The sequence below is a fragment of the Sporolactobacillus sp. PKPK-6 genome (genome assembly GCF_056678885.1).
On sequence record NZ_JBWXPA010000001.1, the window covers coordinates 1,207,304 to 1,232,991 of the forward strand.

A 25,688-nucleotide genomic window follows, 5' to 3' on the forward strand; every position below is an offset into this window, starting at 1 on the left:
ATTAACAAATAAAATGAGAAGGCAGGGCGATTCGATGCATCGAGAATTAAGCAGCTCCGTAAGAGAAAATGTGATGAACCTTTTCCACTACCTGCATACCCATGCAGAGATCAGCATGAAAGAAACCGCAACGACCGCTTTTATTAAAGAAAAATTGGACGAGCTCGGATATCGTACGCGTACATTTGATGACTGTCCCGGTGTTATTGGCGAAATCGGCAGCGGAAAACCGATCGTCGCCTTACGTGCCGATATGGACGCGCTTTGGCAGGAAGTCAACGGTAAATTGCAGGCCAATCATTCCTGCGGCCATGATGCTCACATGTCGATGGTACTCGGAGCCGCCATGGTGCTGAAGGAAAAACTTGATTCTGGCGCAGGCACGGTTCGTCTTGTGTTCCAACCTGCTGAAGAAATCGGTCAAGGCGCTCTGGAGTTAAGCAGACGAGGCGTTCTGGACGATGCCGACTACTTCTACGGCGTACATCTGCGCCCTATTGAAGAAACAAAAGACGGCCGCGCCCGGCCTGCAATCCTGCACGGTGCCTGCGGCACGATCCGCGGCGTAATCGATGGTGAAGACGCACATGGTGCTCGTCCCCATCTCGGAACCAATAGCATTGAAGTCGCAGCCTCCATCGTGAATGCACTTGGACACCTCCACGTCAATCCGATGATCCCGAGTTCAGTCAAGATGACCAATCTCCATGCTGGCTCGGCAACCAACATTATACCGGGTCACGCTGAATTCAGTTTGGATGTGCGTGCACAGACAAATGAAGTCATGGCCGAATTCAAAAAGAAAATTAAACAGATTGTTCAAGGAGTAGCAGCGAGTTACGGAGTCAGCATAAGCCTTGACGATTCACATGGCAGCCCTGCCGCCGTTTCCGATCCCGAAGCGATCGCGATTATGGGGGCTGCTATTAAAGAGGTCCTTGGCGACGACCATTTCGACCCTGCCAGCTTATCAAGCGGCGGCGACGATTTCCATCAATATGCGATTCGCACACCAAAACTGAAATCGACGATGCTTGGACTCGGCTGCGATCTCAAGCCCGGCCTGCATCACCCATATATGACCTTTAACCACGATGCCATGTATGACGGCGTACTGATTTTAGCCACTGCAGTACTCAAGACATTTGAAAAAGTGAGCGGTTCCGCCGCGGTTAAGGAGTGATCGCCCTGAACGCGCAACGATCGAAGCAATTGCTGCAGGAAGCTCAGCTGCTGCAGCCCCAATTAACCGCATGGAGGCGTGATTTTCATCAGCATCCCGAGCTTGCTTTTGAAGAACAGCGCACCTCTGAAAAGGTTAGCTGCTTTCTCAAATCACTCAATCTTGAAATTAGCGGACCGTTTGCCGAAACCGGGATGGTTGCCTTACTTAAAGGCAAAAAGCCTGGCAAAACAATTGGTTTGAGAGCGGATATGGATGCACTTCCGATTCAGGAACAGAACACTTTCTGCTTCAAATCTGAGAATGACGGTAAAAGCCACGCCTGCGGCCACGATGCGCACACGGCCATGCTGATGGGTGCCGCGCAGCTTTTGGCAAAGCGTCAACCGGAGCACGGCAACATTGCCTTTCTCTTTCAGCCTGCCGAAGAGGTCAGCAAAGGAGCCAAAGCGATGATTGATGCCGGCGCCTTAAATGGAATTGACGAGATGGCTGGCCTTCACATTAATGCGGGTATCGATCTTGGCAAGATCGCCTTCTCAGGAAAGATTGGCTGCGGATCTACTGATTTTTTCTCTTTAACAATTATAGGAAAAGGCGGTCATGCGGCACATCCTGACCTTACCGTTGACTCTGTTGCAGTCACCGGGCAGGTGATTACTGCACTCCAGCAATTAGCCAGCCGCCAGATAGATCCCGCTGATCCCGTCGTTTTGACGATTGCTACCATCCATGGCGGAACGGCAAACAATGCCATTGCTCCTTTAGTCAAAATGACCGGAACGGTGCGTACATTGAATCCCGAACTGCGCAAAACGATGCCCGAACGAATGACGAGCATTGTAAAAGGCATCACCTCAGCCTTCGGAGCAGATTATGATCTAGACTACACATTCAGCTCACCATCGATCATTAACGACGACCGCATGACGCTGCTCGCACAGCAAACCGTTGATGCGCTGCTTGGCAAAGGTCATCGCTTGCAAAGTAAGCCGAGCCTCGGAGGAGAAGACTTCTCGTTCTACACGGAGCAGCTCCCATCCGTATTTTTTGTGCTTGGAGCAGGCAGCGATGCGATACCGCGTCACCCAAACCACCACCCGCAATTCACCGTTGACGAACGCGCCCTGCCTTACGGATCCGCCGTACTGGCCGCACTTGCTATGAATGCTCTTGAAAATTGAAAAAGGCTTCTGAACCGAACAAGCGGTTCAGAAGCTTTTTTAATAGACATTTTTCATGTATCGATGCGTTTTATTTGCACATCCGTTACTCAAGAACACTTTTATTTACGCAAAAAAAATCCTCCTAAAGGAAGATCTTCTTTCCTTATAATCAAAAACGCGGCCTTACACTTCCGAATTTGCTTGTTTCATTTCGATGCAGGCATCGACAAAGTGCTTGAATAAGTTGAGCATGGTTTCACTGCCGCCGGCGGTCATCGATTCCGGATGCCATTGGACACCCATCAATCCCTTCTCCGTCATATCAATGGCTTCAATAATACCGTCGGACGAGAATGCAGCAGTTTTCAAGCCATCTCCTATTTTGTCAATGGACTGATGATGAAGACTGTTGACAACAAGTGTTTCCTGCTCACCGAGCACTTGGTACAATCGAGTGTCTTTTTCAAGATGCACCCGATGACTGCCTTCACGACGCGGCACTTTTTGTTCATGCTGAATCGGATGTTCCAATTCACTGCCGATATCCTGAATCAATGTGCCTCCAAGCGCAACATTGATGACTTGAAGTCCGCGGCAGATGCCGAATACAGGCTTGCCTCGCTTCAACGATTCACGTACCAATTGCAACTCTGCTTTGTCACGTTCCGTATCAAATACGCCGCAGCCGGGCGTCGGATCTTCATTAAAGAATTGCGGATTCACATCACATCCGCCGCTGAGCAGAAATCCATCGCACAGTTCTGCATACCGCTCTGTGCATGGACCGGGAGCGATCGGCAGGATCAAAGGAACAGCGCCAGCCATTGTCAGCGAAGTTATATAATCTTTATGCGCATAATCACCTTCTGAAAAATTTGTGAGTTTTACAAAACCACTGGTGATTCCGATAATAGGTTTTGACACCGCTTCTACTCCCTTCTCGCTCTGGTCGTTTTACAGTTTAATATAATGATTTTTTACGAGCACGTCAACGTACCTCTGGAGATCACGAATTTATGGTGCCTCAAAGCTGATTTTGAGCTCGTTTTTCTTCATTTTACTTAAGTAACGGTAGATCGTCGCTTCCGAAGTCTTCAGCTCCTGGGCAACGGTTCCGACAATACCCTTGAGCAGGAAAATACCATTGTTGTTCAGCTGATGAACCACGTGCAGCTTTTCTTGCTGTGACATACGTTCTGACGGAACATTAACGCTTGAGACAATCTCCTTAATGCTGCTGATGGCAATATCTTCAATGGATGGACTGAGGTGTTCAACATGAGGTTCTTGATCACCGTCAACCGGTCGATCGATACCGACAAAGTCGCCTAGGTACTGAATCGCTTCCTCCATTTTGCGGAAATTGATGTTGATACACAGCATACCGATAATCTCATCGCTCTCGTCATAAATAAAATATGTCGATGATCTGAGGACCGTGCCGTCTTTGGATTTTCCTTCATAATTGGTGACGAAGGTTTTATGAGATTTTTTTCCTTCCTTCAATTTTTTTAAAATCAAATTTGTTGCCGGCGACCCAATCTTGCGATCTGTCAAAGTGGTATCGCTTAATGCAATCACCGAATGCTCCAAATCCCGCACATCGTGAAGAATGATTTCTGCGTCATCCCCCATCACATCGCTTAAAAAGGAGACAAATTTCTTATACCGCTGCAGTTTATCTTTAATGTTTGTCCTCCCCTTACTTTCAAAAATTCGACAGCCATCATGTTCGTATGTACAGTCGTATTAAATGGCCGCATGTGCCGCAATTAATTGTTTAAAAGTGCGCAGTACCATGTTTGTACCCTTTTCAACATTTGCGCGCGGTGTTGCAACATTCATTCGAAAAAAACCGTTCCCGCCTTCGCCATACATACTGCCCATTTGCAGTGCGACCCCGTTGGCAACAAATGCTTCATTCACTTCTTGTTCGGACAACCCCAGTTCTGCATAGCTGATCCACATTAAATAAGTCGCATCACTGTCCATACATCGGAGTCCGTCAATTTGCGTGAGGTGCTCCCGAACGTAATCACTATTTCCCTTTACATAGTCAAGCAGCTCGTTCATCCATTGCTCGCCTTTTTCATAAGCGGCCGTCATCGCTGCAATTTGAAAAGGATTGATTTCCGGATAAACCATGAGCTTTTGTTCACGTTTTATTTTCTCAGTTATTTTGCGTTCAAATGTCAAAATATAGGATGGCCCGATTGCCGCCAAATTGAATGTTTTTGTCGGTGCCATTAACGTAATAATCGTACACTTCTCAGCGGCAAGCTGTGCCATTGGCCGATGCTTCTTTCCGGGAAGTACGAGATCCGAGTGAATTTCATCCGCAATAATCGGCAACTCATACTTTACTGCCAAATCAATCACAGCCTGCAATTCCTCCGGATCCCAGATGCGTCCGCCGGGGTTATGCGGTGAACAAATGAGAATACATGAAACCTTTTCTTCATTGATTTTCCGTTCCATATCATTAACATTCATAAAATAGCGATTATCATGAATTTCGAGTTCGGATACAACCGGAACACGCTCAAGCTGCTTAAGCTGCTCAAAAAAAGGATTATAGACCGGATTATGTATCAAAACCTTATCCCCTTTTTTCGTCAACACACGAAGGGCGAGCGAAATACTTGATACCACGTTATGGTTGAAAACAATCGCATCGCTTGGAACGTTCCAATCATAACGCTTCATCAGCCACGACTGCACTACCTGCTTCAATGATTCAGGGACACAGGTATAACCAAAAATTTTCTGATCCAAGCACTTCTTCAGCGCATCGAGAATACAATCCGGTGCGCTGAAATCCATATCGGCAATCCACATGGGTAGCAGGTGCGGCTTTCCATATAGGTTTTCAGCCCCGTCCCATTTGACACAATTTGTATTTTTTCGTTCCACAATTTGATCAAAAATACATTTTGACACCGTATGTTACACCTCTTTTCAAAAGATCATTTTTCATCATTTCATCATGCTTAAAAAGAAATGATCATTTAAAAAATAATAATCTCGTATCAATTACGAGATAATTTGTTATCATAATAATAATTTATTTATTGTTTATATTTTCTTTCTTTTATAAAAATAAGTCAACATTTTTTTATAACTTTGGACATCTCTATGGAGACTATTGGCGCGCAGGTGAACTGATAGGGACTCTATTTCTTAATAAGATGTTCCCGCATGAGTCTTGCACTTACGTGTCTGATGTCCAACTTTTATTAATCCGAAACCCATTTACTTTCTTTTTGTATTAGAAAAACCGGGCAAAAAGTGCTCGGTCGTTACTTCCGCAGGACGCGGTGACTTTCGCATTGGAAAGTGCCTTTATCTCACTTCTGTTTCATTAAGCATTCTGGTCCTTCATTACGTAACGAGTAAAAATAAGCGGAGATTTTCCGCTTATATGCACCATGAAGGTTATTTCGCCGGTAAATAAGGGTAATTTTTCCGCTTATGCAAAGCAAAACTCTCCATTTTTCCGTTTTTCGATTCGATAAGCGGAATTCTTCCGTCTATTTAAGCTATTTTTTTGTTCGTTTTCTAAATAAGGGTAATTTTTCCGTCTATCTATCGGAATGGGTGCTTCACATGATCTCCCAATCGATAAGTGCGGATTAGAATCAACCTCTTATGACCTTATTGTCGTGCCGGCAGGGCAAAATCTTATACTTTCTTTTTGTATGATAAAAGCCTTTCCTTATAAAGGAGAGGCTTTTGCCGCAATGATGGCTCCGGAAAGCATCAATAGCCCAGTTCATATTTTGCAAATGGATCGCTGATCACAATTCGCTGCGCCTCTGCATCGCTCGTGCCGACGTATAGCGTCATCCGTCCTTCACTGCGAATGGCGCCGCCGGTGAAGACGACATCGCGAAGATCCGGGCGTTTTGTCGGTCCATCAATAAAATCTTGACGTGTGGCAATGATTTCAAGCGGTGAATGGCGTCCGGTCATCGGGTCCAATGTAAAAATCATTGAGTAATAGTGTCGTTCCCCTTGGTGATCAAAATATGCGATATGTCCGAGCACACCTGCATCGCCATTTTTTAATGGATGAATTTCATTGGCTCCGCCCCACTCGTCATCGGCAAAGTGCCCATCGAGCAACGGCGCACATTCAATTTTTTCCGTATCGAGCTCATCAAGCGAAGCGAGAAGCACATAGCCGATCTTACCGCGTCCTCCTTTTTCACCTTGAGGGCGGGTTAAAACCAGAATCAAGCCATTCGGCATTTGAGCAATTCGTATGTCCTTCATACCAACCGGTCCTTCAAAGAAAGGACGCAAAGAGCGAATGGTCTTGCCACGGAAAAATAACGTCCGCCAAGTCACATGGCCCTTCGTGTCATGCGCGACCCAAACTCCCCCAAAAACCAGTAAATCATCGATTTTCGTGATAAACGGATCTTGAAGCGGGAAAAACGGCATGTCCTTCATTAAAATCCATCCATTTATATCTTGCTCAAAGAATCCGACATGGGCGCTTTCGCTGTCCCGAGATTCTACGCGCGCGGCGATGATCCGTCTTCCTTCATCATAAAAGGGAGCCGTGCAGTTATAAACATCCTTAGCACCAGCCCCCTTAAAATTTAGTTTTTCAACAGCGTACACAGTCGAATGATCAGCCATGTACTGCTCTAGTAAGTCCAAGCATTCTGTGACATGCTCCATGAATCTGCGCCTCCCGAAATAACACCGCGCTGATACGGCATCACCTCTACTATAGTCTTCTGAACACGCAAATTCATGTGTCGGCACCATTTTTGTACTGTCTCTATTCGTTATTTTGCTGAACACTGCGAATCAGCTTCTCAATCGCAGCATGCCGATCCGCGAAGGTGAAGATTGCTGATCCCGCAACAAATAATGTTGCTCCGGCATTAAAGCAGAGTGGAAGCGTTTCCGTATCCACGCCGCCATCTACCTCAATTTGAACCGACAGATTTGACGTAGCAATCATTTCATGTACAGCTTTTATTTTATCAATCATTGAAGGGAGAAAACGTTGACCGCCAAATCCGGGATCCACGGTCATGATCAAAACATAGTCGACATCCTTAATAATCGACTCCAGTGCTGATGCAGGTGTTGACGGATTCAATACGACTCCTGCTTTTGCTCCTCCGTCCTTGATCATCTGAATGGCGCGATGCAGATGTGTGCATGCTTCATAATGAACTGAAATCATGTCTGCGCCTGCGTCAAGAAACGATGGCAGTAAATGAATCGGCTCATCCACCATCAGATGCACATCTTGAGCGACCTGAGTATCCCGCTTCAATGCATGAACAACATTCGCACCCATGGTTATGTTCGGCACAAAATGCCCGTCCATGACGTCAACATGAATCAAATCAACATCTTTCTCTACATCCCGCACTTCATCTGCAAGACATGCGAAATTGGCAGATAAAATTGACGGTAAAATTTTCATGAATACTTCACTTCCTTCCTTTAATTGTAAACGTTTACGTATACAATCTATTTTAATCGTATTCCTCGGAAAATTAAAGCACCGCAGAGTTGGAGCCTTTTTTCTTTTCCAAATGGTCATTTTTAAGGTTGATTGATCTAAAAAAACCGCAGAGCCTTTAACAGGTTCTGCGGTCGTTCATTTAAATACACGATTTATTCAGATGCCCTCGCCATACGTTAATACATACTGTTCAGCGGCTTTTGACCACAATCCGTTATTTTGCACAAGTACCTCTTTTAAACCTGCGTAGAATGAATCCGAATGATCGCCTGTAACAATCTCTTCCAACGATTTGCGAGGCATATTCTTGTGTGTATAAATCAGTTTTTTTCCTCCTGGGATCGATGGCAGATTGAGGGTCGTATCTGCGACCGCATTTAAACCAAGAAGATGCGAAACTACTTTTTCAACCTTAACTTTTCGCTCTTCCACTAATTTAATTGCCGCACGCATATCATCGGTATTCCCGCCTGAAGTGCCAACATAGTGTGTGAAATTATAGTGCACGTCATACAGATTCACTTCTGCAGAGAAATTCTTATCTCGTGGACCTGCAAAGAAATTCAGGCACCCGTCTTTGGCAAGCAGGGTCGATGCTTGAGTAAGAACTGGTTTTACCGGAACAAGCACGAAGATATCATCATACGATTCATTATCGACAAATGACTGAAGATAAGCCACTTGGTCTTCTTGCTTGCTGACATTAACATAATGAAGATTTATTCCATCCTTCTTAGCATCCTCAGGTGAATACAATTTTGCAGCCGCCTGTAATTTTTCATCGGTGAGATCGGTCACAACGAGATTTTTTGGATTAATTGGACCATGCAATGCGTAATCAATCTGCAAAAGACCCATTGGACCCGTGCCGCCCATAATTAAGAGATTGCCGCCTTCTTTGATCCCCATTTTATGATCATAAGTGCCTTCAATGAGATGATAGTTCGCATTAAAGCCGCCGATAACACAAGAGAGCGGTTCCAATAATGAGCCTTCAAAATAGGTCTCCCCGTTGTATTCAAGTAAACAATCATGCTCCATAACTTCTTTAGGTATGACCACATAGGTCGCATCTCCTCCAATATACGGAAATGAATAACCTGGGCAATCCGGGCGGTCCGGCAGCTGAAGGTTCGGCTGAATGGCGAACTTGCTTCCTTCTTCAAATTTATCTTTCCATTTGTCTCCTACCTTGACAATCCTTCCACAAAATTCATGTCCGACAATAATCGGATTTTCCGCTATATCATTCGGAACTTTCTTGTGATCAGACGCGATCTTCGCTTCTTTCCAAGAAGACATGCAGATGCTGTCCGTTACAACCTCAGCAAGTATTTCGTCACTTTTTATTTCAGGAAGTTCAAATTTTTCTAATCTCAGGTCTTCTTTTCCATAGAGTCTAAGCGCAGTTGTTTTCATTTTTTCATTCTCCCTCTCGTTTTTCATTTTTTGTCTCTTGATTTATTTAAGAATACCTAACCAATAACCAAGGATCCCTACACCAAATAAGGCGAAAATAAGCAGAATCGGGCTTGCTTTCTTTTTCAGCAGATACATCATCAGAAACGTAAGACCAAGAGCGAGCAGCCCCGGACAGAGTTGATCCAGAATCCCTTGTACCGTCATTGTGGATTTGACGCCAGCCTGATTGGTTGTCTGCGAGATCACAACGGGCACATTAATTTTTGTCCATTTGGTAACAAGCACACCCATGACAAATAATCCGAGAATACTTGCACCTTCCGTCAGTTTCGTTAAGGTGTTAGAAGCCATATCCTTCACAATGCCCATGCCTGCCTGATAACCGTAGGTAATTCCGTACCACTTCAGTGCAAGCCGTACCGCGTTAAAGCTGATAAAGAAAAGCAATGGCCCCAAAATGTTGCCGTTAAGTGCAAAGGATGCACCTAGTGCAGCTGTAATCGGCCGCAAGGTCCCCCAAATGAGCGGATCACCGACACCGGCAAGGGGGCCCATTAAACCGACCTTTAGACTATTAATCGACCCGTCATCAATCGGTTCACCATCTGATCTTGCTTCTTCCATGGCAGCAGTTACACCGACAACGGGACCGCATACAGCCGGAGTCGTGTTAAAAAAAGCCAGATGGCGTTTTAAAGCAAGGCGCCGTTCTTCATCCGTTTTATAAAACTTTTTAATTGCAGGAATCATGTCAAAACAAAACCCTAATGCATGAATTCGTTCATAGTTAAAGGACGCTTGCTGAAAATTTGAACGAACGAACATATTAAATAAATCTTTTTTGTTTAACTTTTTAACCGCTCCACTCATCGCCTTCTCCTCCTAATCCTCAAGCATGTCGTCGGCAAGCGTTTCTGACGACCCCGTAGCTGCTGTCTGAGTATGTTGTTGATATTTTGGATTGAGCTGTGTATAGATAAAGGCCACAATCAAGCCTATTGCACCAAAGCTGAGCAAGCTGAAGTTCAAATAGGACGCCAAGATGAACCCAAGGAAGAAGAATGGCATCAAGTATTTAGCGCCCATCATATTGAGCACCATCGCATACCCGACGGCGACGATAAATCCTCCGGCAACATTCAAGCCTCCCGTAACCACATTAGGAATCGAGTTGAGCAGATGCTGCACGCTGCCGGCATTCATGAATACGGTCACCAAGAGTGCTGGAATCGCCACACGCAAAGCCTGAACAACGAGAGCGGACATGTGCAGGAAATCCAAGAGTCGGAAATTCACCTTCTCCGCAGCTCGATCCGCAGCATGTTGGAAGAAGACAGTAATTGTACGTGCGAACACCGTCAGCACTTGCCCGGCGGCCGCAACAGGCAAGGCAATGGCGATGCCTGCCTGAATACTTTGATGGCCAACAATAACAAGAATGGCCGAAATGATACTTGCAAGTGCTGAGTCCGGTGACTGAGCCGCCCCAATGTTCATCCAACCAAGAGCGATAAGTTCCAAAGTTCCGCCTAAAATAATGCCCGTTTGAATATCACCGAGAATGAGTCCAATGATTGTACAGGCAATCAACGGACGATGCGTTTGGAATTCATCCAAAACACTGCCCATGCCGGCAATACACGCGAAGACAAAGATGAGTATGACTTGGTACAGTTGTATTTCCATAAACTCGCCCCCTTCTAGTTAGTCGAAGACAACCCTTCGATTTTTTTCATGATATTAATTGGTGCATCGCTGTCCACGACACGCAATTCCAATTCAACGCCGCTCTCATTTAATTTCTTGAACGCCTCAATATCTTCGGATCCGAGCGAAACGGCCTTAGTAATTTGTGTTTTTCCTTCGCGATAAGCCATACCGCCGATATTCACCGTTTTAATGGGAACATTCTGTTCAACCATGCGCAGAACATCCGTGGGATTCGTGAATAAATAGAAAACGGTTTCATTTTTGTATAAAGGATTAAAATACACCTTGACTGCCTTATCCACTTCACAGACATTGACTTTCGTTCCCGGCGGTGCCGCTTGCTTAAGGAGTGTTTTGCGAATTTCATCATGTGCCACTTCATCACTGCACACGATAATTCGTTTCGCATTTGCCTTTTTTACCCAGACCGTTGTGACTTGCCCATGGATAAGACGATCATCAATTCGAGCAAAATGTATAATCATTAGAAATCCTCCTCTTCCTGTGCCTGTAATTCATCCCTCAATACTTTAAATGTGTCTGGCGCCGCTTGTTTCAGCCACGCAACAATTTCTTCAAGTGATTTAATCGTTTGATTAGAAACGGCCTCAAGACAAAGCGGAAGATTGACGCCGCTGACTAATTCAATCCCTTCATGAGTCATTGCATAGGCTGCCGACGCATTGTAAGGGCTTCCACAAAAGATATCAGTAAAAATCAAGGTTTCTTTTAAATGATTTACCTCAATTGTTTCTGCCAATTTCTTTTTGATGTCCTCCACATTTTCTCCAGGAACAAAACGGATCGGGAACACATTCTTCGCTTCACCAAAAATCATTTCAACAGATTTTTTTATCGATTCTGCAAGGTCTCCATGAGCACATACAATAATTGAATACATACGAACACCTCCCCGAACTTTTAACCTCTTGTCTTACCACCGGCAATATTGTAAGTAGTACCCGTAATATAACTTGCTCGATCCGAGCTCAGGAACAAGACAAGATCGGCAACTTCTGACAGCTTCCCATCACGTCTGAGCGGAATAGACTTGTTCGTGTATCCCTTGCGAAGCTGCTCTACGGTTATACCTCGCGTGTAGGCGAGCGCTTCTTCATACGCCGGCGTGCGAAGTCCCGTTTTTTCGAGAATACCCGGTGCGAGGCCAACTACTCTGACATTGTATTTTCCAAGCTCTTTTGACCAGGAGCGAGTAAAACTATAAATCGCTGCTTTTGTCGCCGCATAGGCACTTTGGCCTTCCGATCCCTCTAAACCGCTTTCAGAAACCATGTTGACAATGACCCCTTTGCCTGCCTTGACCATTTCTCTTCCTGCAATCTGTGAACAGAGGAATACACCCTTTTGGTTAATGCTGACCATCTTATCGAACGTTGCGTCGCTCAATTCGAATTTACTGTTTTCTTCCTTTGGGTCAATTAAGAGGCGCGGTAGATTAATTCCAGCATTATTTACAATGACATCAACGGATCCAAACTGCTTTTTGGCTGCATTCACAAGATTTCCAACGCTTGATCGATCAGTAACATTGGTTGATACAAAGAGAAGCTGATTATCTTTTGCCTTGTTATACAGATCTTGATCCGGTTCGTGCAAATCTGCTAGTACGACCTGAGCATCATTGTCTAGTAGGGCTTCGACGACCGCTTTACCAATCCCAGATGAACCTCCTGTTACAATAACTGTCTTGCCTTTAAGTCCGAGCCATTCACTCATGATAATACCTCCAGTACATTTTTATCAGGCTTCAATTGCACAATTGTGTTTTTAATGATCATTTGTGATTACCCTTTTAGTATAATTTAAATATATAAGTTGTCAATTGTTCTTATGTTGCAAATTTGTTAACTTTTTAAGTGCTTTCATTATCTGTTTTACAAAAAGATGATCTTGGAATATAATAAATGGGTAGTTATATGCACATTTTCAATAAAGTTGACCATTTGTGCTCGATGAGGTGATGAAATGGATAACGTAGAAACGAAAAAAAAATATATTCAGATTGCTCAGCTGTACTATGAGCAGAATCTGACCCAAAATGAGATTGCTCAAAAGACCGGTATCAATCGAACATCAATCAGCCGAATTCTCAAGAAAATTCGAGAAGAGGGTATTGTAAAGATAACCATTAACTATGATCTGAATGACCTGTCACTAGCGGAAAAATTAGAGAAAACCTTTCATTTGAAAAAAGCGATCGTGATTCCTGTCGACCACCAGCAGCCCACTTCCGTAAAGCTTACGGCAATTGGTCAGGCTGCTGCAAAATTTCTCGATTCTGTTCTTGAAGATAATGATGTGATCGGCTTTTCCTGGGGAAGCAGCCTTGCAGCAACTGTTGAAGCGCTCGATCCGATGGATGTACACCAAAACATTTTTTGTGTGCCTATGGTGGGCGGTCCGGCAGGAAAACTCGAAAGCCGGTATCACGTCAATACAATTTGTTATCAAGCGGCAGAAAAACTTAAGGGACGCTCATTAATGATTGATGTCCCAGCAATCGTTGAGAAGCCGTCAATGAAAAGTGACTGGATGCAGACACAATACTATAAAGAGATTGCGAACATGTGGAACAACATCAGTGTCGCATTGATTGGCATAGGGTCAATCAACAGTACTGGTCATTCAACGTGGCGCGCATTCTACAGTGACAGCTCCGTTGAGAAATTCAAGGCAGAGCACGCAGTGGGCGATCTATGTTCCCGCTTTTATGATCGGGACGGCAATGAAGTGCAAACACATCTCTCAAACCGGACCCTCTCAATCCCGCTGGATATTCTGCACAGAACACGTTATACAATCGGCGTTGCAGAGTCTGAAGAGAAGATCTCCGGTATCCTTGGCGCATTAAATGGCGGCCATATTAATGTACTGATTACAACGGAAGAGACAGCTGACGGCTTACTAGAACAGGTAAATCAAGAACAAATGAATGAGAAAAAGAGCCAATGATCCTAAAATCGAGATCTTTGGCTCTTTTTATACTTTATTTTTTAATCGATCAGCCTGTATCGTTCATATTGTTAATTCTTGTTAATCACAAATTGTGAGGCAATCTGTCTCAGTTCATCAGCCAGCGCTGACAGACTTGTTGCATTGTGTGCAATTTCTTCCATAGACGCGGATTGTTGTTCTGCTGCTGCGGAGACGTTTTCTGTCAACCCACTTGCGGTTTCCGACAAATGCGCAATGTCATCAATGCGATTGACAATCTCTCCGGTAGCCCCTGATATCGTCTTTACAGAATGGTTGACCTCATTCGCCGCTTCTGACACAGATGTCACCGTCTCTTCAATAGATGTGAATGTCTTTGTCGCTTCATCCGCGACAATAATGCCTTGATCAACTTGCTCCGTACTGGTTTGCATCGATTGCACAAGCTCGCGTACCTTTTCCAGAATAGAATCCTCAATTTCAGCAATCTTCTTCGAGGAATCTGAAGATTGGTTCGCCAGCTTCTGAATTTCTGCCGCGACGACACTGAATCCCTTACCTTGTTCACCGGCACGTGCCGCTTCGATCGCCGCATTTAATGACAAAAGGTGCGTCTGTGCGGCAATATCGTTAATTAAGCTGTTTGTGTAATTGATTAATTCCATCTTTTCAACCAAATCATTCAGCTCACCAGTAACCTTATTATTTGTTGATCGAATGTTTTTAATCTGTCCGGTTACCTGGTTCAACGAAACTTTTCCACTGTTTACGGTACCCATTGCTGCATCCGATTTATCACGAAGTGTACCCGCCTTCATCAAAATATTCTCGATTTCTTTATAAATAGCCGTAACGTTTTGTTTCGAAGCATCCACTTTCTCATTTTGATCTTGAGCACCGGCTGCGATATCCTGAATGGAATGGGCAACTTCATCAGATGTGGCCTTATTCTCTTCTGTTGAAGCTGTCAGTTCTTCAGAGGAAGAGGCGAGCGCAGTCGCTTTTTCATCCACATGTGACAAGACATCGCTTAGTGAATCAATCATTTGGTTGAATCCGATTCCCAAATGTTTAAATTCCTCAAATCCATCCGTATTTGCATAAGCAGTGAGATCCTTATTTGCAACCTTCTTTGCTACACTGATTAAATTTTTAATCGGACGAATGATCCATATTACGGCAACTAATGCAATCAGCGCCGCGATGATTGCTGTGATGCCTCCGACAATGATGGAACTCCAAAGAATGCTGTTTGTATTGCTCTCCACCTCACTCTGGAGCAGCGATCCGACAATCACCCAGCCAGTATCTTTATTCGTGACGTAAACATCTTGTTTGCGCACCCCTTTATAAACTGAGTTGAATGCGCCATGGCCCGATTGCTTCACACGTTTAAGTAATAACTTATCAGGAACCTTAACACCGGGCTTGAGGCTTGGATGGGCAACGATTTTTCCGTCACTGCTGATAATAAATGCATAGCCCTTTTGACCAATGTTTACTTCATTGGAAATCTTCTGAACATCATCCAGTTTTAGATCTAATCCGACCACGCCTTCTCCATCCGTCGTCGTTTCCGACAATGACACTACATAATCCTTCACTAGTTCCGATTGATAAGGTTCGTTGACAACAATATGGTGCGGATTCGGCATTGCGCTTTCGAACCATGGTCGTTTTGCAGGATTATAGTTGTTCGGTTTGATTAGTGACTGCGGTGTATACACATAGTGACCCTTTTTATCGCCGACATAAGCCTGAGCAAGGCCACTGTCTGATTGCTGTTGGGACAACAACGTATCCAGAATCTCACGATTGCCTCCACCTGTCATGTTGGCGGCCGACACGTGAGTGGATAAATAATCCAGTCTTGTTTTTTCTTTATCAATCATTTGGGTAATGTTTTGATTGAGCAGTGTCACACTATTTTTCGCACTGTCCTCCATTTGCGCCGTTACGGCATTCTTCGCGTTTATAAAAGAAAATGTGCCTACTATCGTTGCTGGAATGATGGTAAAACAAACCGCAGCGGTAATTAATACGCGTCGCAAATTCACTTGAACAAAGTGGAAATGAAATTGTTTTTTCTTTTTTGACATTATTCGACAAAAACCCCTTCCTTTCGCTCTTATTAATATATCGGAAACAGAAGGAGGTTTTGTAATAATAATTTCATATTACTATAATAATAATTTACGATTCATTAAGATTTTCTTTCAACTTTTCCCATTTATTGAATGTTCGTCATCATCGTTTACTCTCAACTTAATTAAAAATAATGGATTCATTAATTTTAACGCGCGGGTGCAGGGATTGAATAACCGGACAATTTTCTGCGATCTGATAAAACACATGTTCAATTTCCTTACGTACGCGTGCATTTGCTTTGATAAAAAATTGGACGTCGATCTTTGCGACTGGATTCGGATAATATACTCCGAGTTGATAATCAAACAAAACTTTTTTCAGTTCGTAGGGAATGCCGCGTTCGTCAAGCAGCTTTTCAAACACGTACGTGCTGCAAGCAGCCGCTGATGCTGCAATAAGCTGGACGGGTGAAAAGCCGGTCTCCTGGCTGATCGACCAATTTCCACGCGTATGAACAAGCTCCAGGGTCTCAGAAGGTTGAATCAGTTCCATATCTGCCGCCTCCGAAAAATCGTTCTTTTTTTGCATTTACTCAATTGTATGGCTGGATTCATGTCAATATGAGCAGGCATTCGAACGCAATATATTAAAAATACGGTAACTTTTTTTCAACACATTCTGAAAAAAAAGTCGAAATTTTGCTATACTATTGGAATGGTATGGAAGTAAGCCAAGCGGTGGATGACCAACTGCTTCTCTGCCGCAGCATTTCTTCGCACACCGTTCACTTCTGAACGATTTCGACAGTTAAAAGGAGAAAAACATGGTTAGAAAAAATGAATCGGGCAACTCAAGAAGTACACTTAGAAAATCAAGAAAACATCATCGCGTTCTTCGTATCGTTTTGTTGAGTCTCGCACTCCTGCTGATCGCAGGAACGGCTTATGGATTCTTTGAATATCATCGTCTCAAACCGGAAAACCATTTTAATAATCTTAAAACCGTCGGCGGCACTTCGAAAAGCACAAGCAACTATAAAGAAAAAGCCGGCACATTCAATGTACTGCTGATCGGATCGGACGCACGAAAGGGCAACACGGCGAGCCATACGGATTCGATGGTCTTGATCCACGCTGATCTGAACAATCATACATACAATATGCTGAGCATTCCGCGCGACACGCGTGTATACATGCAAGGCTACGGCTATACGAAGCTGACCAGCGTACAGTATATTTCGCAAGTAAAACAAGGCGAAAAAAAAGGAATTGTTTCAGCCGTACAAGCCGTGTCTAATCTCACCGGAGTTCCGATTCACTACTATGCCGAAACTAACTATTGGGGTCTGCAATATATGGTTGACGCACTCGGCGGTATTGATATAAACCTGCCATTCAAGGTGACGCTCACCCATCCCTGGTATAAGAGAAACGCAGGCAAAACCTTTGCACCAGGTGTTCACACGGTGAACGGTGAAATGGCCGCTGAACTTACCCACGAACGTTATTCATTGCCCGGCACTGACTACGGACGCCAACAGTTGCAGCAAGCTGCGCTGATCGGTATCGCCAAAAAAATAATGCAGCCGTCAAATGTCACTCGACTGCCTGCCCTTTCCCGTTCACTGTCTAAATTTTTGGTTGCGACCAACATGTCTACAGAAGATATGGTCAGTGTGGGGCTTGGTGTCAAAGGCGACTTTCATCCGGAAAGTCAGATCAAATACCGCCAAGTTAAGGGAAGCAGTGCCACCATGTATGATGATCTGCTCAAGGCTAACAACAGCCAAATCATTCTGAACAAGAACGAGCTTCAGACAACGATTAAGAAATATTTCTCGAATTAAAATAAATAAAAGAGCCGTTCCGCATTTTGCGAAACGGCTCTTTTATTAGAGCAATAAAGCCGGGATCATCCATCCCGACTTTATTTTTCGGATAAATTTTGATAGATACTCTTCAAACGCTCTTTTGTTATCTCAACCGGATTATTGCTCATGTTCGGTGCAAAGCTTTTGCTCACCAAATCATCAAGATCTGCAGAATTAATACCCGCTTCTTCCAACGTTGTATGAAGCTTCATTTCCCTTTTCATCATATCCATCCGATCGGCCAGCGCAGCACTGTCCTTAAACCCCAACCGTTTACTGAATGCCTGCAGCCGTTCTGTTTCTGGGCCTTCGCTGCTGTTCAGCCTCCAGAAAGAAGGTAAAGTAAAGGCGCATGCATCACCATGGGGAATTCCATAGTCCTGAGTCAATGGATAGGAACAGGCATGTGCTGCAGCCGTTTGAGTGATGCCGAATGCAAGGCCTGCCGTTACCGACGCCTCACTCATTTTTGCTCGTGCTTCTTGATTGTCCGGCTCACGGTACGCAGTGAGCAGATTGTCAAAAACAAGTGTCGCTGCACGTTCTGCCGCAAGATCGGTCAGCGGCTGATGCTTTTTGCCGTAATAGGCCTCTAGCGAATGTGCGAGCACATCAAATCCGCTCGCAGCCGTCACCCTTGGCGGACAGGTCATCGTTAATTCCGGATCAACAAGCGCATAGACCGGATAGAGATAATCGCTTGCCAGCAATGCTTTGACTCCGCGCTCCGTATCGGTCAATACCGAAGCCGTCGTCACCTCACTTGCCGTTCCGGATGTTGTCGGAACAGCAATCAGCGGAATCCCCGCATGATCGATCTTCCGCTCACCCGAAAGAAAATCTGCCGCACTGTATGGTGTCCCGGCAACAAAACACGCTGCCTTCGCACAATCCATGACGCTTCCCCCGCCGAGCGCGATCGCAAAGGTGCATTTATCTTTGCGGAGCATCGCTGCACACGCGTCCGTATTTAAGACGGTCGGGTTCGGTTGAATATCTGAGAAAACTCCAATAATGCGTCCGCCCGATTGCTCCATGACACGCTGTGCGATTCCAGCGCGTACCATCGACGGCGCGCTGATTAACAAGCCGCGATCCAGATTCATTTGAGCCAGAATTTCCGGCATCCGGCTGAGTTTTCCGAAGCCGAAGTTAATGGGTACCGGTTGTTTATAATAAAAATTCTCCACATATGTCACCTTCTTTTCATTTCAATCCAACCGTTTGATCAACAAATAGGACATGGTCTTCAAAATGCCGTAACACATCTTCAAACAGATTCATGGCTTCATTAAGTTCTTCTTCACTAATAATAAGCGGAGGTGCAATGATGACGCTTGACTCATGAGAATAGGTGTAAAATCCATATTCACTCAACATGCTGATGAATGTGGACATCAGGCCGACCTTATCTTTCCCATAATCCATGCCGTATGCGATCAAAGGTTCCTTTGTTTTTTTGTCTTTAACAAGCTCAACCGCCGCAAAGAGTCCGATATAGCGCACATCGCCGACCGAATCAAAACGGCGCAGCTTCTCAAGACGAGCCGCAAGAATGTTGCCCATCGCCGCGCTGTGCTCGATCACATGCTCTTCTTTGTAAATATCCATCGTCCGGCAGCCGATCTGAGTCGATACCGTGTGTCCACTATACGTCAGACCTGTCATCAGCACATGATCGTCAAAATAGTCGGCTATTTTTTGATTGACGATCACGCCGCCAAGCGGACTGTAGCCGCATGTGACACCCTTCGCAAACGTCATCATATCCGGCTCGAAATCAAAATGATCAACCGCGAACATTTTTCCCGTGCGACCGAACCCGGACATCACTTCGTCACAGATCATCAAAATGCCATATTGGTCGCACAGCTCTCGGATACCTTCCAGATACCCTTTTGGAGGCACAAGCACACCATTGCTTCCGGGGATCGGTTCCATGAAAATCGCAGCGATCTGCTCCGGTCCCTCATACAGAATCTGATTGTTCAACCGATCCAGATAATAGTCGGAGACCGCTTCTTCACTCTCGAAATGGAGAAACTCACGATATAAATAGGGGGTATCAAACTTAATGAAGCCCGGAAGCCCTGGCTCAACAGCAAACCGGCGCCCCTCACCGGAAAGATTGCCTGCACCGAATGTTGCGCCATGATAAGAACGATAACGCGAAAAAATTTTATAACGCCCGGTAACCATTCGCGCAATTTTTACCGCATGATCATTTGAGTCCGCACCGCCGTTTGCGAAAAAGACTTTCGCCATGCTGCTTGGTGCAGCTTCGATGATTTTCTTTGCAAGCTCTGCTTTCGATGCCGTCGCAAACCCAGGAGATGCAAGCGGAATCTCGCCGATATGCTTAAATTCATCCATCAACTTCGGGTGACTGTGCCCGACATTCAAATACACTAGCTGGGAACACATATCATAATACTTCTTTCCCTCTTCATCCCAAAAGAAAATGCCTTCGCCTTTTTGAATTACCTTTGGATGAACATTCTTCTGCTTTGACCATGAATGCAGCACGTATTTTTGATCATCCTGCTTGATTTGTGCAACGTTCACTTTTTCCATAATAACCCGCCTCTCCCTAGTGACTGATCCTTTAAATTTCACTATAAAGCACAGGAAACGGAAAACAAGCAGCACAAAAACGAAAAAAATTGTGCAGATGCACAAATCAAGTGTATTTCGATTGGCGATAACCATTTTCTTAAGTTAATCGCAATGTATTTTATCTACTCCATTAAGGGTTCATGACAGTTCACGGACAATGCGCAGCACATCAGCCGGACGATCGGCAATAAAATCCGGTCCTGCCCTTCGGACATTTTCGATTCCGTCAAACCCCCAGGCTGCCCACATAACACGAATACCGCACTTTCTGCTCGCCAAAATGTCACGTTCCTCATCACCGATGTAAACGACCTGATCAGCCGTCAATTGGCTGCGCCGTAAATAGCGGTGCATCAGCCGATCCTTCGCAAACAGCTTCTTCGAGCACATCACTGTTGAAAAGCAGTCCAGTCCATGCATATTCAGAAATGAGCGGATATTTTTTTCTTCATTTGAAGATAAAATTGCTAAAGTATACCCGGAGTCGCTCAATTCCTGCAGCATCTCCCGCACCCCTTCCATCAATGGGATATTCTTAAGTGAATCTTGATACAGCTTAGAAAGTTCTCCGACAAGAAAAGGAATTTTATAAAATGAAATGCCGAGCGCCGCACAGCGTTCCTTCATTGAGCGTGACTTTAATGAATCGAAACTCGCCAACGTCATTTTTTGGAAGTGATGCCGACCAGCTAATTGGTTGTATGCTGAAAGAAATGCTTCTTTAGAATCTGCTAAGGTTCCGTCAAAATCAAAAAGGACTGCTCTAAGCATCATAAAAGACCTCTATTCATAGATTTTCGTGCCGACATTTATTATGTTCCGTGTCACTGCTTCCTAACTCAACCGGCCTTCAGTTCCAATTATTAAGCTCAAGGACCTATGACCATTATTATGATTTCACAGAAAAGCAACACAAAAACGACTTAGATCATGACTTTTTCATCACGATTTTTTTACTCATTTTATGAATACTAGAGAGTAGAGATCATATAGTGCAAAAGGAGCTGACTTTGATGCGCCAGATACAACCGTCAAACGAACTAGTTTCAGATATCGTTACCCTGCTCAAACAGGAACAAAGACCGCTTCATTCTGGTGAGATTGCCCGCAAACTGAACAAGAATGTCCGAGATATTCTTACCATTCTTTTCAATACAGCTTATCAGAAAATCATTCAAGTTGTCATAAACAAAGACGAAACGAATAAAATTTGTCAGCCTTCCTATAAAATAAGGTCGGAAATACAAAAATAAATTTGTGAACTTAGGATGATACAGCTGTCAAAACCAGCCCAATAGCAAATCGAGCGACACAGCGCTGAGTACGGTTGTTATTAATGTACAACTCGAGACAAATTGGGGATGCGCGTTGAACTGAATCGCATATAACGTTGTGTTCGCCGCGCTCGGCATCGCGGCCATGACGATAATCACGTTTCGGAGCAGTGGATCCATGGGAAACAGCAGACAAACAAGGAACGCGATCGCCGGGGATATAACAAGCCGAATAAAGGTAGCTAGACCAATACGCCCCCAGTTCATATTGCGTACAGTTACATTCGCCAGCTGCATGCCGAGAATAATCATAATAATCGGAATCGATGTGCTGCTTACGAGTTCGATGCTTTGCATAAAATTTGCCGGAATCTGAATGTGAAACGTTTGTAGAAGTAAAGCAGGAAGAATAACGTAATTCATCGGCTGCTTGAGGACAGTGCAAAGTGCCATTTTTGCGCTGCCTTTTCCATTTGCGGCAATATAGATGCCGACAAAGCCCATCAGAATTGCATGGAAAATCATCAGAGGCATCGCGTACACCACACCTTGTTTCCCAAAGGCAAATAAAATAATCGGCACACCGTAGTTGCCGCTGTTTGCAAAAATGGTAGAGAGTAAAAACGCGTTCGTTTCACTTTTACTGTAGTGGAGGATGTGTCCTGCAATGATACCGACAACAATTAACAGCAGCATAATCATCAGAGCGGTTGCTGCAATATAGAAGAAACTAAGATTCATAGGTGTTGTATAAAAGATATCAAAAACAAGAAACGGGAGCAGCAGATAGACGGCGAGCGTCGAGATCGGCTTAATATCTAGTTTGAAAATTTTCTGTAGAATAAACCCGCTGAGAAAAATTAAAAACACCGGCAAAATCACATCGAAAAAAATACGCACAATCTGTTCCCTCTCTCTGCTGTCCATGGTTTCAATGAGTTCATTTTACTTGGTTACCGTATGAAAGATCAAGATAAGTTTTACGCGCCGGTGTGTGTGCAAGACAGTGACTCAACATCTCGCCTCATTTATAGCTTAAAATTCACATAGAAAAAGAGACGGTGAGAATCATTCATTTCTCACAATCTCTTTTTCCCATTTTTAATAACACAACTGCCTTTTCTATGAATCAGAAAAGGCTATTTTTTTCACTCTTATTGGTCCACAACTGATCCATCAATATGAAGCCTGGTTTTTATCGGCCGTCGCACATAAGGAAATTTTGTTTCAATATCATCAACCAATTCGGTCCCAATTCCCGGCAACCGCGGAATTTCCATAAAGCCTTGCTCACATTTAAAGGTTGTCGTGACAACATCCTTCTTCCGAACACCCTTCTCAACATTTGTCGACCCGTATTTTTCCGAAAGCGCGGGCTGATCGTCACCAGGATACTCAAGGATCGCGAAGTTGGGTATACTAACCGCAATCTGCAGACAAGCCGCGGTTGATACCGGGCTCAGCGGATTGTGCGGAACAACCAGCACATCATTTGCTTCCGCAATTGCAGCGATCTTCTTTGTACCCGTTATGCCTCCGCACATGCACACATCAGGTCGAATGTACTGGACAGCATTTTTCTTAATCAGCATTGCAAATTCTTGTGGGCTGATTAATCGTTCACCCGTTGCAATCGGTACAAATGTTTTGGCTGCTACCCATTCCATCGAGTCAAGATTATCCGGACCTACAGGATCTTCGATGAAATAGGGATAGGAGTGTTCAATTCCCTTGGCAAACGCAATCGCATCTGCCGGCTTCAACCGAGTGTGTAGTTCAATCAGCAAGTCCACATCATTGCCGACAGCATCTCTGTAAGCAGCCACACGCTCAACGGCTTCGCCGATCTCCTTGGCATGAGTGGTGTAATAAGGCACATCTCTTGATTCATCCAGGAAAGGAGAAAGATGACCAATTGCGTTATAGCCCTGGCTTTTCGCTCGCTTCAGGTTAGCAATGATTTCCTCAGTTGATGATCCGCCTACATGACCATAAACGCGGACCTTATCACGGCATTTCCCGCCAATCAAATTGTATATCGGCGTTCCATAATACTTTCCGGCAATATCCCACAAAGCAATGTCGATCGCGCTGATTGCGCCCATAATCGCCGATCCTTTAAAGTGCCAACAGCGATACATATACTGCCAGTGGTGCTCAATTCTTAATGGATCTTGTCCAATCAGATACGTCTTAAAAGCGTCAATCGCCCCCTTGGAAGCATCCAAAAAACCCCAAGTCCCTGATTCTCCTAAACCAACGAGTCCTTCATCCGTATAAATTTTCACAAAAAGATAGCGATTTGCTAAGATCGTTTTTACATCTGTAATTTTCATCCTTTGCGCACCTTCCTAAATACTTGTCATTACCCATTTTGTCATTTAAAAAGCCGCCTTCTGAAAATAGAAAGCGACTTCGACTATGCGGATTATAAGCAAAAGTTTCTTTCTTATCTCTCAGAATAGATCTGCAGGATTTGACACCATACTTATTGCTGGTTGTCGGGGTTCATCGGGCCAGTCCCTCCGCCGCTCTTGATAAAGAAAACTTGGCGAGGCCAAACCTTTGGAGCAGGCTGAGCCTTAGTTGCACTTACACTATTTTCCTTGAATCTTTATACTCTATTTATAGTGTAAGAAACGATAATCATATTAAGTTGATAAGATTAATTATATATAAATCCGTTCGTAATTCAATCTTTTTTCATGAAAAGAAAAAAAACGCAATAAAAACGAGACTGCCCAAGTGGACACCCTCGTTTCTCAATCGTTCTTTCACACCTTTTGTTAAATCGAATAATTTTTACACCGACCGTCATCCCAAAGTGCCGGTCGTTTTCAGCTGTTTCGCGCTCTCCGCCAAATGAAGCAAATCCACGAGCATTTCATGACTTTTCGCTTCCATGCCATGTTTCTTTGCAGTTTTCACAATATAACCGTTTATATAATCAACTTCAGTCGGACGGCTATTAACCATATCCTGATACATCGATGGGTGGTGAAGCGGATTGACCTGTGAGCTTTCATGATCGATAATCTGCAGCATCTCTTCACGGCTTTGCATAAATTTGACACCATCCGCAACGCCCGCAGCATACCCTTCATCAATCAAGCGTCGGGACAACTCATCCGCCCCGGAATAAGCCACATACTCGCCCATCGTGATATCCATCAATGTGCACAACGTGTTGATGACCGAATTCATGAGCAGTTTAGACCACAGCGTTCCCATGTAGTTAGTTTGAAGCGTCGGATTCATGCCCGCTTTTTCAAATTCTCGGACGACCTCATGTGTGAATGCATCCGGATTTTCCGTGACATTCACCAGCTGCGTGTGTGCCGCACCCTTTGCACCCATGAAATCTACTTTTCCCGGTGCGTCAAGAACAGTCGCGATTAACGCAATCCCTGCAATAATGCGTTCATCAGGCACATACTTGCGAATCTCATCCACCGAACCGATCCCGTTTTGATTCGTCAAAACATAGGTGTGCTCGCCAATAAAATGCTGGCAAGCCTGCATCGCTTCTTCGGACTGCATCTGTTTTGTAAATAAAATCACCAGATCCGGAGTCTGCGCGTATTCAGCAGGCAGGAAAACATCAACCGGTACCAAATGCTGATTCTGATGGTCGCGAGAAACATAGACGCCGCCTTGTTCGCGAATCGCCTGATAACTCGGTTTCCACGGCTCCACAAAATCGACGTCGTTACCTGCTTCTTGCAGAAGCACTCCATATCTGAGTCCCATTGCTCCTGCACCAATCACTGTAATTTTCATTTTGATTCCTCCACTCATCTGTATCTCAGCTTGTCTGTAACTATTTCTAAATACAATAATACTCTAAATCGAGTGACGTAAAAAGAGCAGCCACTAAGGAAAAAGTAGCCACTCTTTTATACGTCTTATT

The 25,688-nt window shown here is 44.4% G+C and carries 24 protein-coding genes and 1 riboswitch; of the genes, 5 read left to right on the top strand and 19 right to left on the bottom strand.

What is annotated here, in order from left to right; translation table 11 throughout:
• Positions 1-13 precede the first annotated feature (13 nt).
• Positions 14-1,183 (top strand): M20 peptidase aminoacylase family protein, encoded by a 1,170-nt coding sequence (locus AC1MBV_RS05795; RefSeq protein WP_370646057.1) that lies wholly within the window; start codon positions 14-16, stop codon positions 1,181-1,183.
• A complete protein-coding gene (locus AC1MBV_RS05800) occupies positions 1,180-2,367 on the top strand; it encodes a M20 metallopeptidase family protein (RefSeq protein WP_255748469.1) in 1,188 nt (395 codons plus the stop codon). The genes AC1MBV_RS05795 and AC1MBV_RS05800 overlap by 4 nt, the downstream gene beginning before the upstream one ends.
• Positions 2,368-2,532: 165 nt before the next feature.
• Here the strand turns inward: AC1MBV_RS05800 and AC1MBV_RS05805 are convergent, their stop codons facing one another.
• From AC1MBV_RS05805 to AC1MBV_RS05855, 11 genes are all read right to left on the bottom strand, one after another.
• Positions 2,533-3,273 (bottom strand): gamma-glutamyl-gamma-aminobutyrate hydrolase family protein, encoded by a 741-nt coding sequence (locus AC1MBV_RS05805; protein WP_255748468.1) that lies wholly within the window; start codon positions 3,271-3,273, stop codon positions 2,533-2,535.
• Between the two features lie 90 nt (positions 3,274-3,363).
• Complete coding sequence (locus AC1MBV_RS05810; RefSeq protein WP_370646064.1) at positions 3,364-4,065, bottom strand: helix-turn-helix transcriptional regulator; 702 nt, start codon at positions 4,063-4,065, stop codon at positions 3,364-3,366.
• 33 nt (positions 4,066-4,098) lie between these two features.
• Entirely contained in the window at positions 4,099-5,289 is a 1,191-nt protein-coding gene (locus tag AC1MBV_RS05815; protein WP_480947799.1) for a MalY/PatB family protein, read from the bottom strand.
• 819 nt (positions 5,290-6,108) lie between these two features.
• Complete coding sequence (locus AC1MBV_RS05820) at positions 6,109-7,038, bottom strand: DUF1861 family protein (RefSeq protein ID WP_480947800.1); 930 nt, start codon at positions 7,036-7,038, stop codon at positions 6,109-6,111.
• A 103-nt stretch (positions 7,039-7,141) separates the two neighbouring features.
• Positions 7,142-7,801 carry a ribulose-phosphate 3-epimerase gene (gene rpe / locus AC1MBV_RS05825; protein WP_255748464.1) on the bottom strand — a complete coding sequence of 220 codons (660 nt, stop codon included), beginning with the start codon at positions 7,799-7,801 and terminating at the stop codon, positions 7,142-7,144.
• A 198-nt stretch (positions 7,802-7,999) separates the two neighbouring features.
• Positions 8,000-9,262 (bottom strand): zinc-binding dehydrogenase, encoded by a 1,263-nt coding sequence (locus AC1MBV_RS05830; RefSeq protein ID WP_255748463.1) that lies wholly within the window; start codon positions 9,260-9,262, stop codon positions 8,000-8,002.
• A 42-nt stretch (positions 9,263-9,304) separates the two neighbouring features.
• Positions 9,305-10,135, bottom strand: coding sequence for a PTS system mannose/fructose/sorbose family transporter subunit IID (locus AC1MBV_RS05835; protein WP_255748462.1), 831 nt, complete (start codon positions 10,133-10,135; stop codon positions 9,305-9,307).
• A 12-nt stretch (positions 10,136-10,147) separates the two neighbouring features.
• Positions 10,148-10,945, bottom strand: a complete 798-nt coding sequence (locus tag AC1MBV_RS05840; RefSeq protein ID WP_370646063.1) for a PTS mannose/fructose/sorbose transporter subunit IIC — start codon at positions 10,943-10,945, stop codon at positions 10,148-10,150.
• 20 nt (positions 10,946-10,965) lie between these two features.
• Positions 10,966-11,460 (bottom strand): mannose/fructose/sorbose PTS transporter subunit IIB, encoded by a 495-nt coding sequence (locus tag AC1MBV_RS05845; protein WP_255748460.1) that lies wholly within the window; start codon positions 11,458-11,460, stop codon positions 10,966-10,968.
• On the bottom strand, positions 11,460-11,876 hold the full coding sequence (locus AC1MBV_RS05850) for a PTS sugar transporter subunit IIA (protein WP_255748459.1): 417 nt from the start codon (positions 11,874-11,876) through the stop codon (positions 11,460-11,462). The genes AC1MBV_RS05845 and AC1MBV_RS05850 overlap by 1 nt, the downstream gene beginning before the upstream one ends.
• A 20-nt stretch (positions 11,877-11,896) precedes the next feature.
• On the bottom strand, positions 11,897-12,712 hold the full coding sequence (locus AC1MBV_RS05855; protein WP_255748458.1) for an SDR family oxidoreductase: 816 nt from the start codon (positions 12,710-12,712) through the stop codon (positions 11,897-11,899).
• A 249-nt stretch (positions 12,713-12,961) separates the two neighbouring features.
• Here AC1MBV_RS05855 and AC1MBV_RS05860 point away from each other — a divergent pair, with 249 nt between their 5' ends.
• Positions 12,962-13,948 (top strand): sugar-binding transcriptional regulator, encoded by a 987-nt coding sequence (locus AC1MBV_RS05860; RefSeq protein WP_480947801.1) that lies wholly within the window; start codon positions 12,962-12,964, stop codon positions 13,946-13,948.
• Between the two features lie 71 nt (positions 13,949-14,019).
• Here the strand turns inward: AC1MBV_RS05860 and AC1MBV_RS05865 are convergent, their stop codons facing one another.
• Positions 14,020-16,029: a methyl-accepting chemotaxis protein gene (locus tag AC1MBV_RS05865; RefSeq protein WP_480947802.1), complete on the bottom strand. Its 2,010-nt coding sequence runs from the start codon at positions 16,027-16,029 to the stop codon at positions 14,020-14,022.
• A 166-nt stretch (positions 16,030-16,195) separates the two neighbouring features.
• The gene (locus tag AC1MBV_RS05870) at positions 16,196-16,570 is read right to left on the bottom strand and encodes an OsmC family protein (protein WP_480947803.1); all 375 of its coding nucleotides are present in this window, start codon (positions 16,568-16,570) and stop codon (positions 16,196-16,198) included.
• Between the two features lie 271 nt (positions 16,571-16,841).
• Between AC1MBV_RS05870 and AC1MBV_RS05875 the strand changes: the two genes are divergently transcribed.
• Complete coding sequence (locus AC1MBV_RS05875; RefSeq protein WP_255748454.1) at positions 16,842-17,864, top strand: LCP family protein; 1,023 nt, start codon at positions 16,842-16,844, stop codon at positions 17,862-17,864.
• A gap of 80 nt (positions 17,865-17,944) precedes the next feature.
• Here the strand turns inward: AC1MBV_RS05875 and AC1MBV_RS05880 are convergent, their stop codons facing one another.
• From AC1MBV_RS05880 to AC1MBV_RS05890, 3 genes are all read right to left on the bottom strand, one after another.
• A complete protein-coding gene (locus AC1MBV_RS05880; protein ID WP_480947804.1) occupies positions 17,945-19,078 on the bottom strand; it encodes an iron-containing alcohol dehydrogenase family protein in 1,134 nt (377 codons plus the stop codon).
• Positions 19,079-19,094: 16 nt separating this feature from the next.
• Positions 19,095-20,462: an aminotransferase class III-fold pyridoxal phosphate-dependent enzyme gene (locus AC1MBV_RS05885; RefSeq protein WP_480947805.1), complete on the bottom strand. Its 1,368-nt coding sequence runs from the start codon at positions 20,460-20,462 to the stop codon at positions 19,095-19,097.
• A gap of 180 nt (positions 20,463-20,642) precedes the next feature.
• Positions 20,643-21,278 carry an HAD-IA family hydrolase gene (locus AC1MBV_RS05890; RefSeq protein ID WP_480947806.1) on the bottom strand — a complete coding sequence of 212 codons (636 nt, stop codon included), beginning with the start codon at positions 21,276-21,278 and terminating at the stop codon, positions 20,643-20,645.
• 239 nt (positions 21,279-21,517) lie between these two features.
• Between AC1MBV_RS05890 and AC1MBV_RS05895 the strand changes: the two genes are divergently transcribed.
• Positions 21,518-21,757, top strand: coding sequence for a hypothetical protein (locus tag AC1MBV_RS05895; protein ID WP_480947807.1), 240 nt, complete (start codon positions 21,518-21,520; stop codon positions 21,755-21,757).
• A gap of 27 nt (positions 21,758-21,784) precedes the next feature.
• On the opposite strand, the gene AC1MBV_RS05900 is transcribed toward AC1MBV_RS05895, so the two are convergent.
• The 3 genes from AC1MBV_RS05900 to AC1MBV_RS05910 form a co-directional block, all read right to left on the bottom strand.
• Positions 21,785-22,705 (bottom strand): AEC family transporter, encoded by a 921-nt coding sequence (locus tag AC1MBV_RS05900; protein WP_480947808.1) that lies wholly within the window; start codon positions 22,703-22,705, stop codon positions 21,785-21,787.
• 227 nt (positions 22,706-22,932) lie between these two features.
• Positions 22,933-24,114 (bottom strand): galactonate dehydratase, encoded by a 1,182-nt coding sequence (gene dgoD / locus AC1MBV_RS05905; RefSeq protein ID WP_480947809.1) that lies wholly within the window; start codon positions 24,112-24,114, stop codon positions 22,933-22,935.
• 110 nt (positions 24,115-24,224) lie between these two features.
• Positions 24,225-24,322: riboswitch (SAM riboswitch) on the bottom strand.
• Between the two features lie 270 nt (positions 24,323-24,592).
• Positions 24,593-25,558, bottom strand: a complete 966-nt coding sequence (locus tag AC1MBV_RS05910; protein ID WP_480947810.1) for a ketopantoate reductase family protein — start codon at positions 25,556-25,558, stop codon at positions 24,593-24,595.
• Between the last annotated feature and the right edge of the window lie 130 nt (positions 25,559-25,688).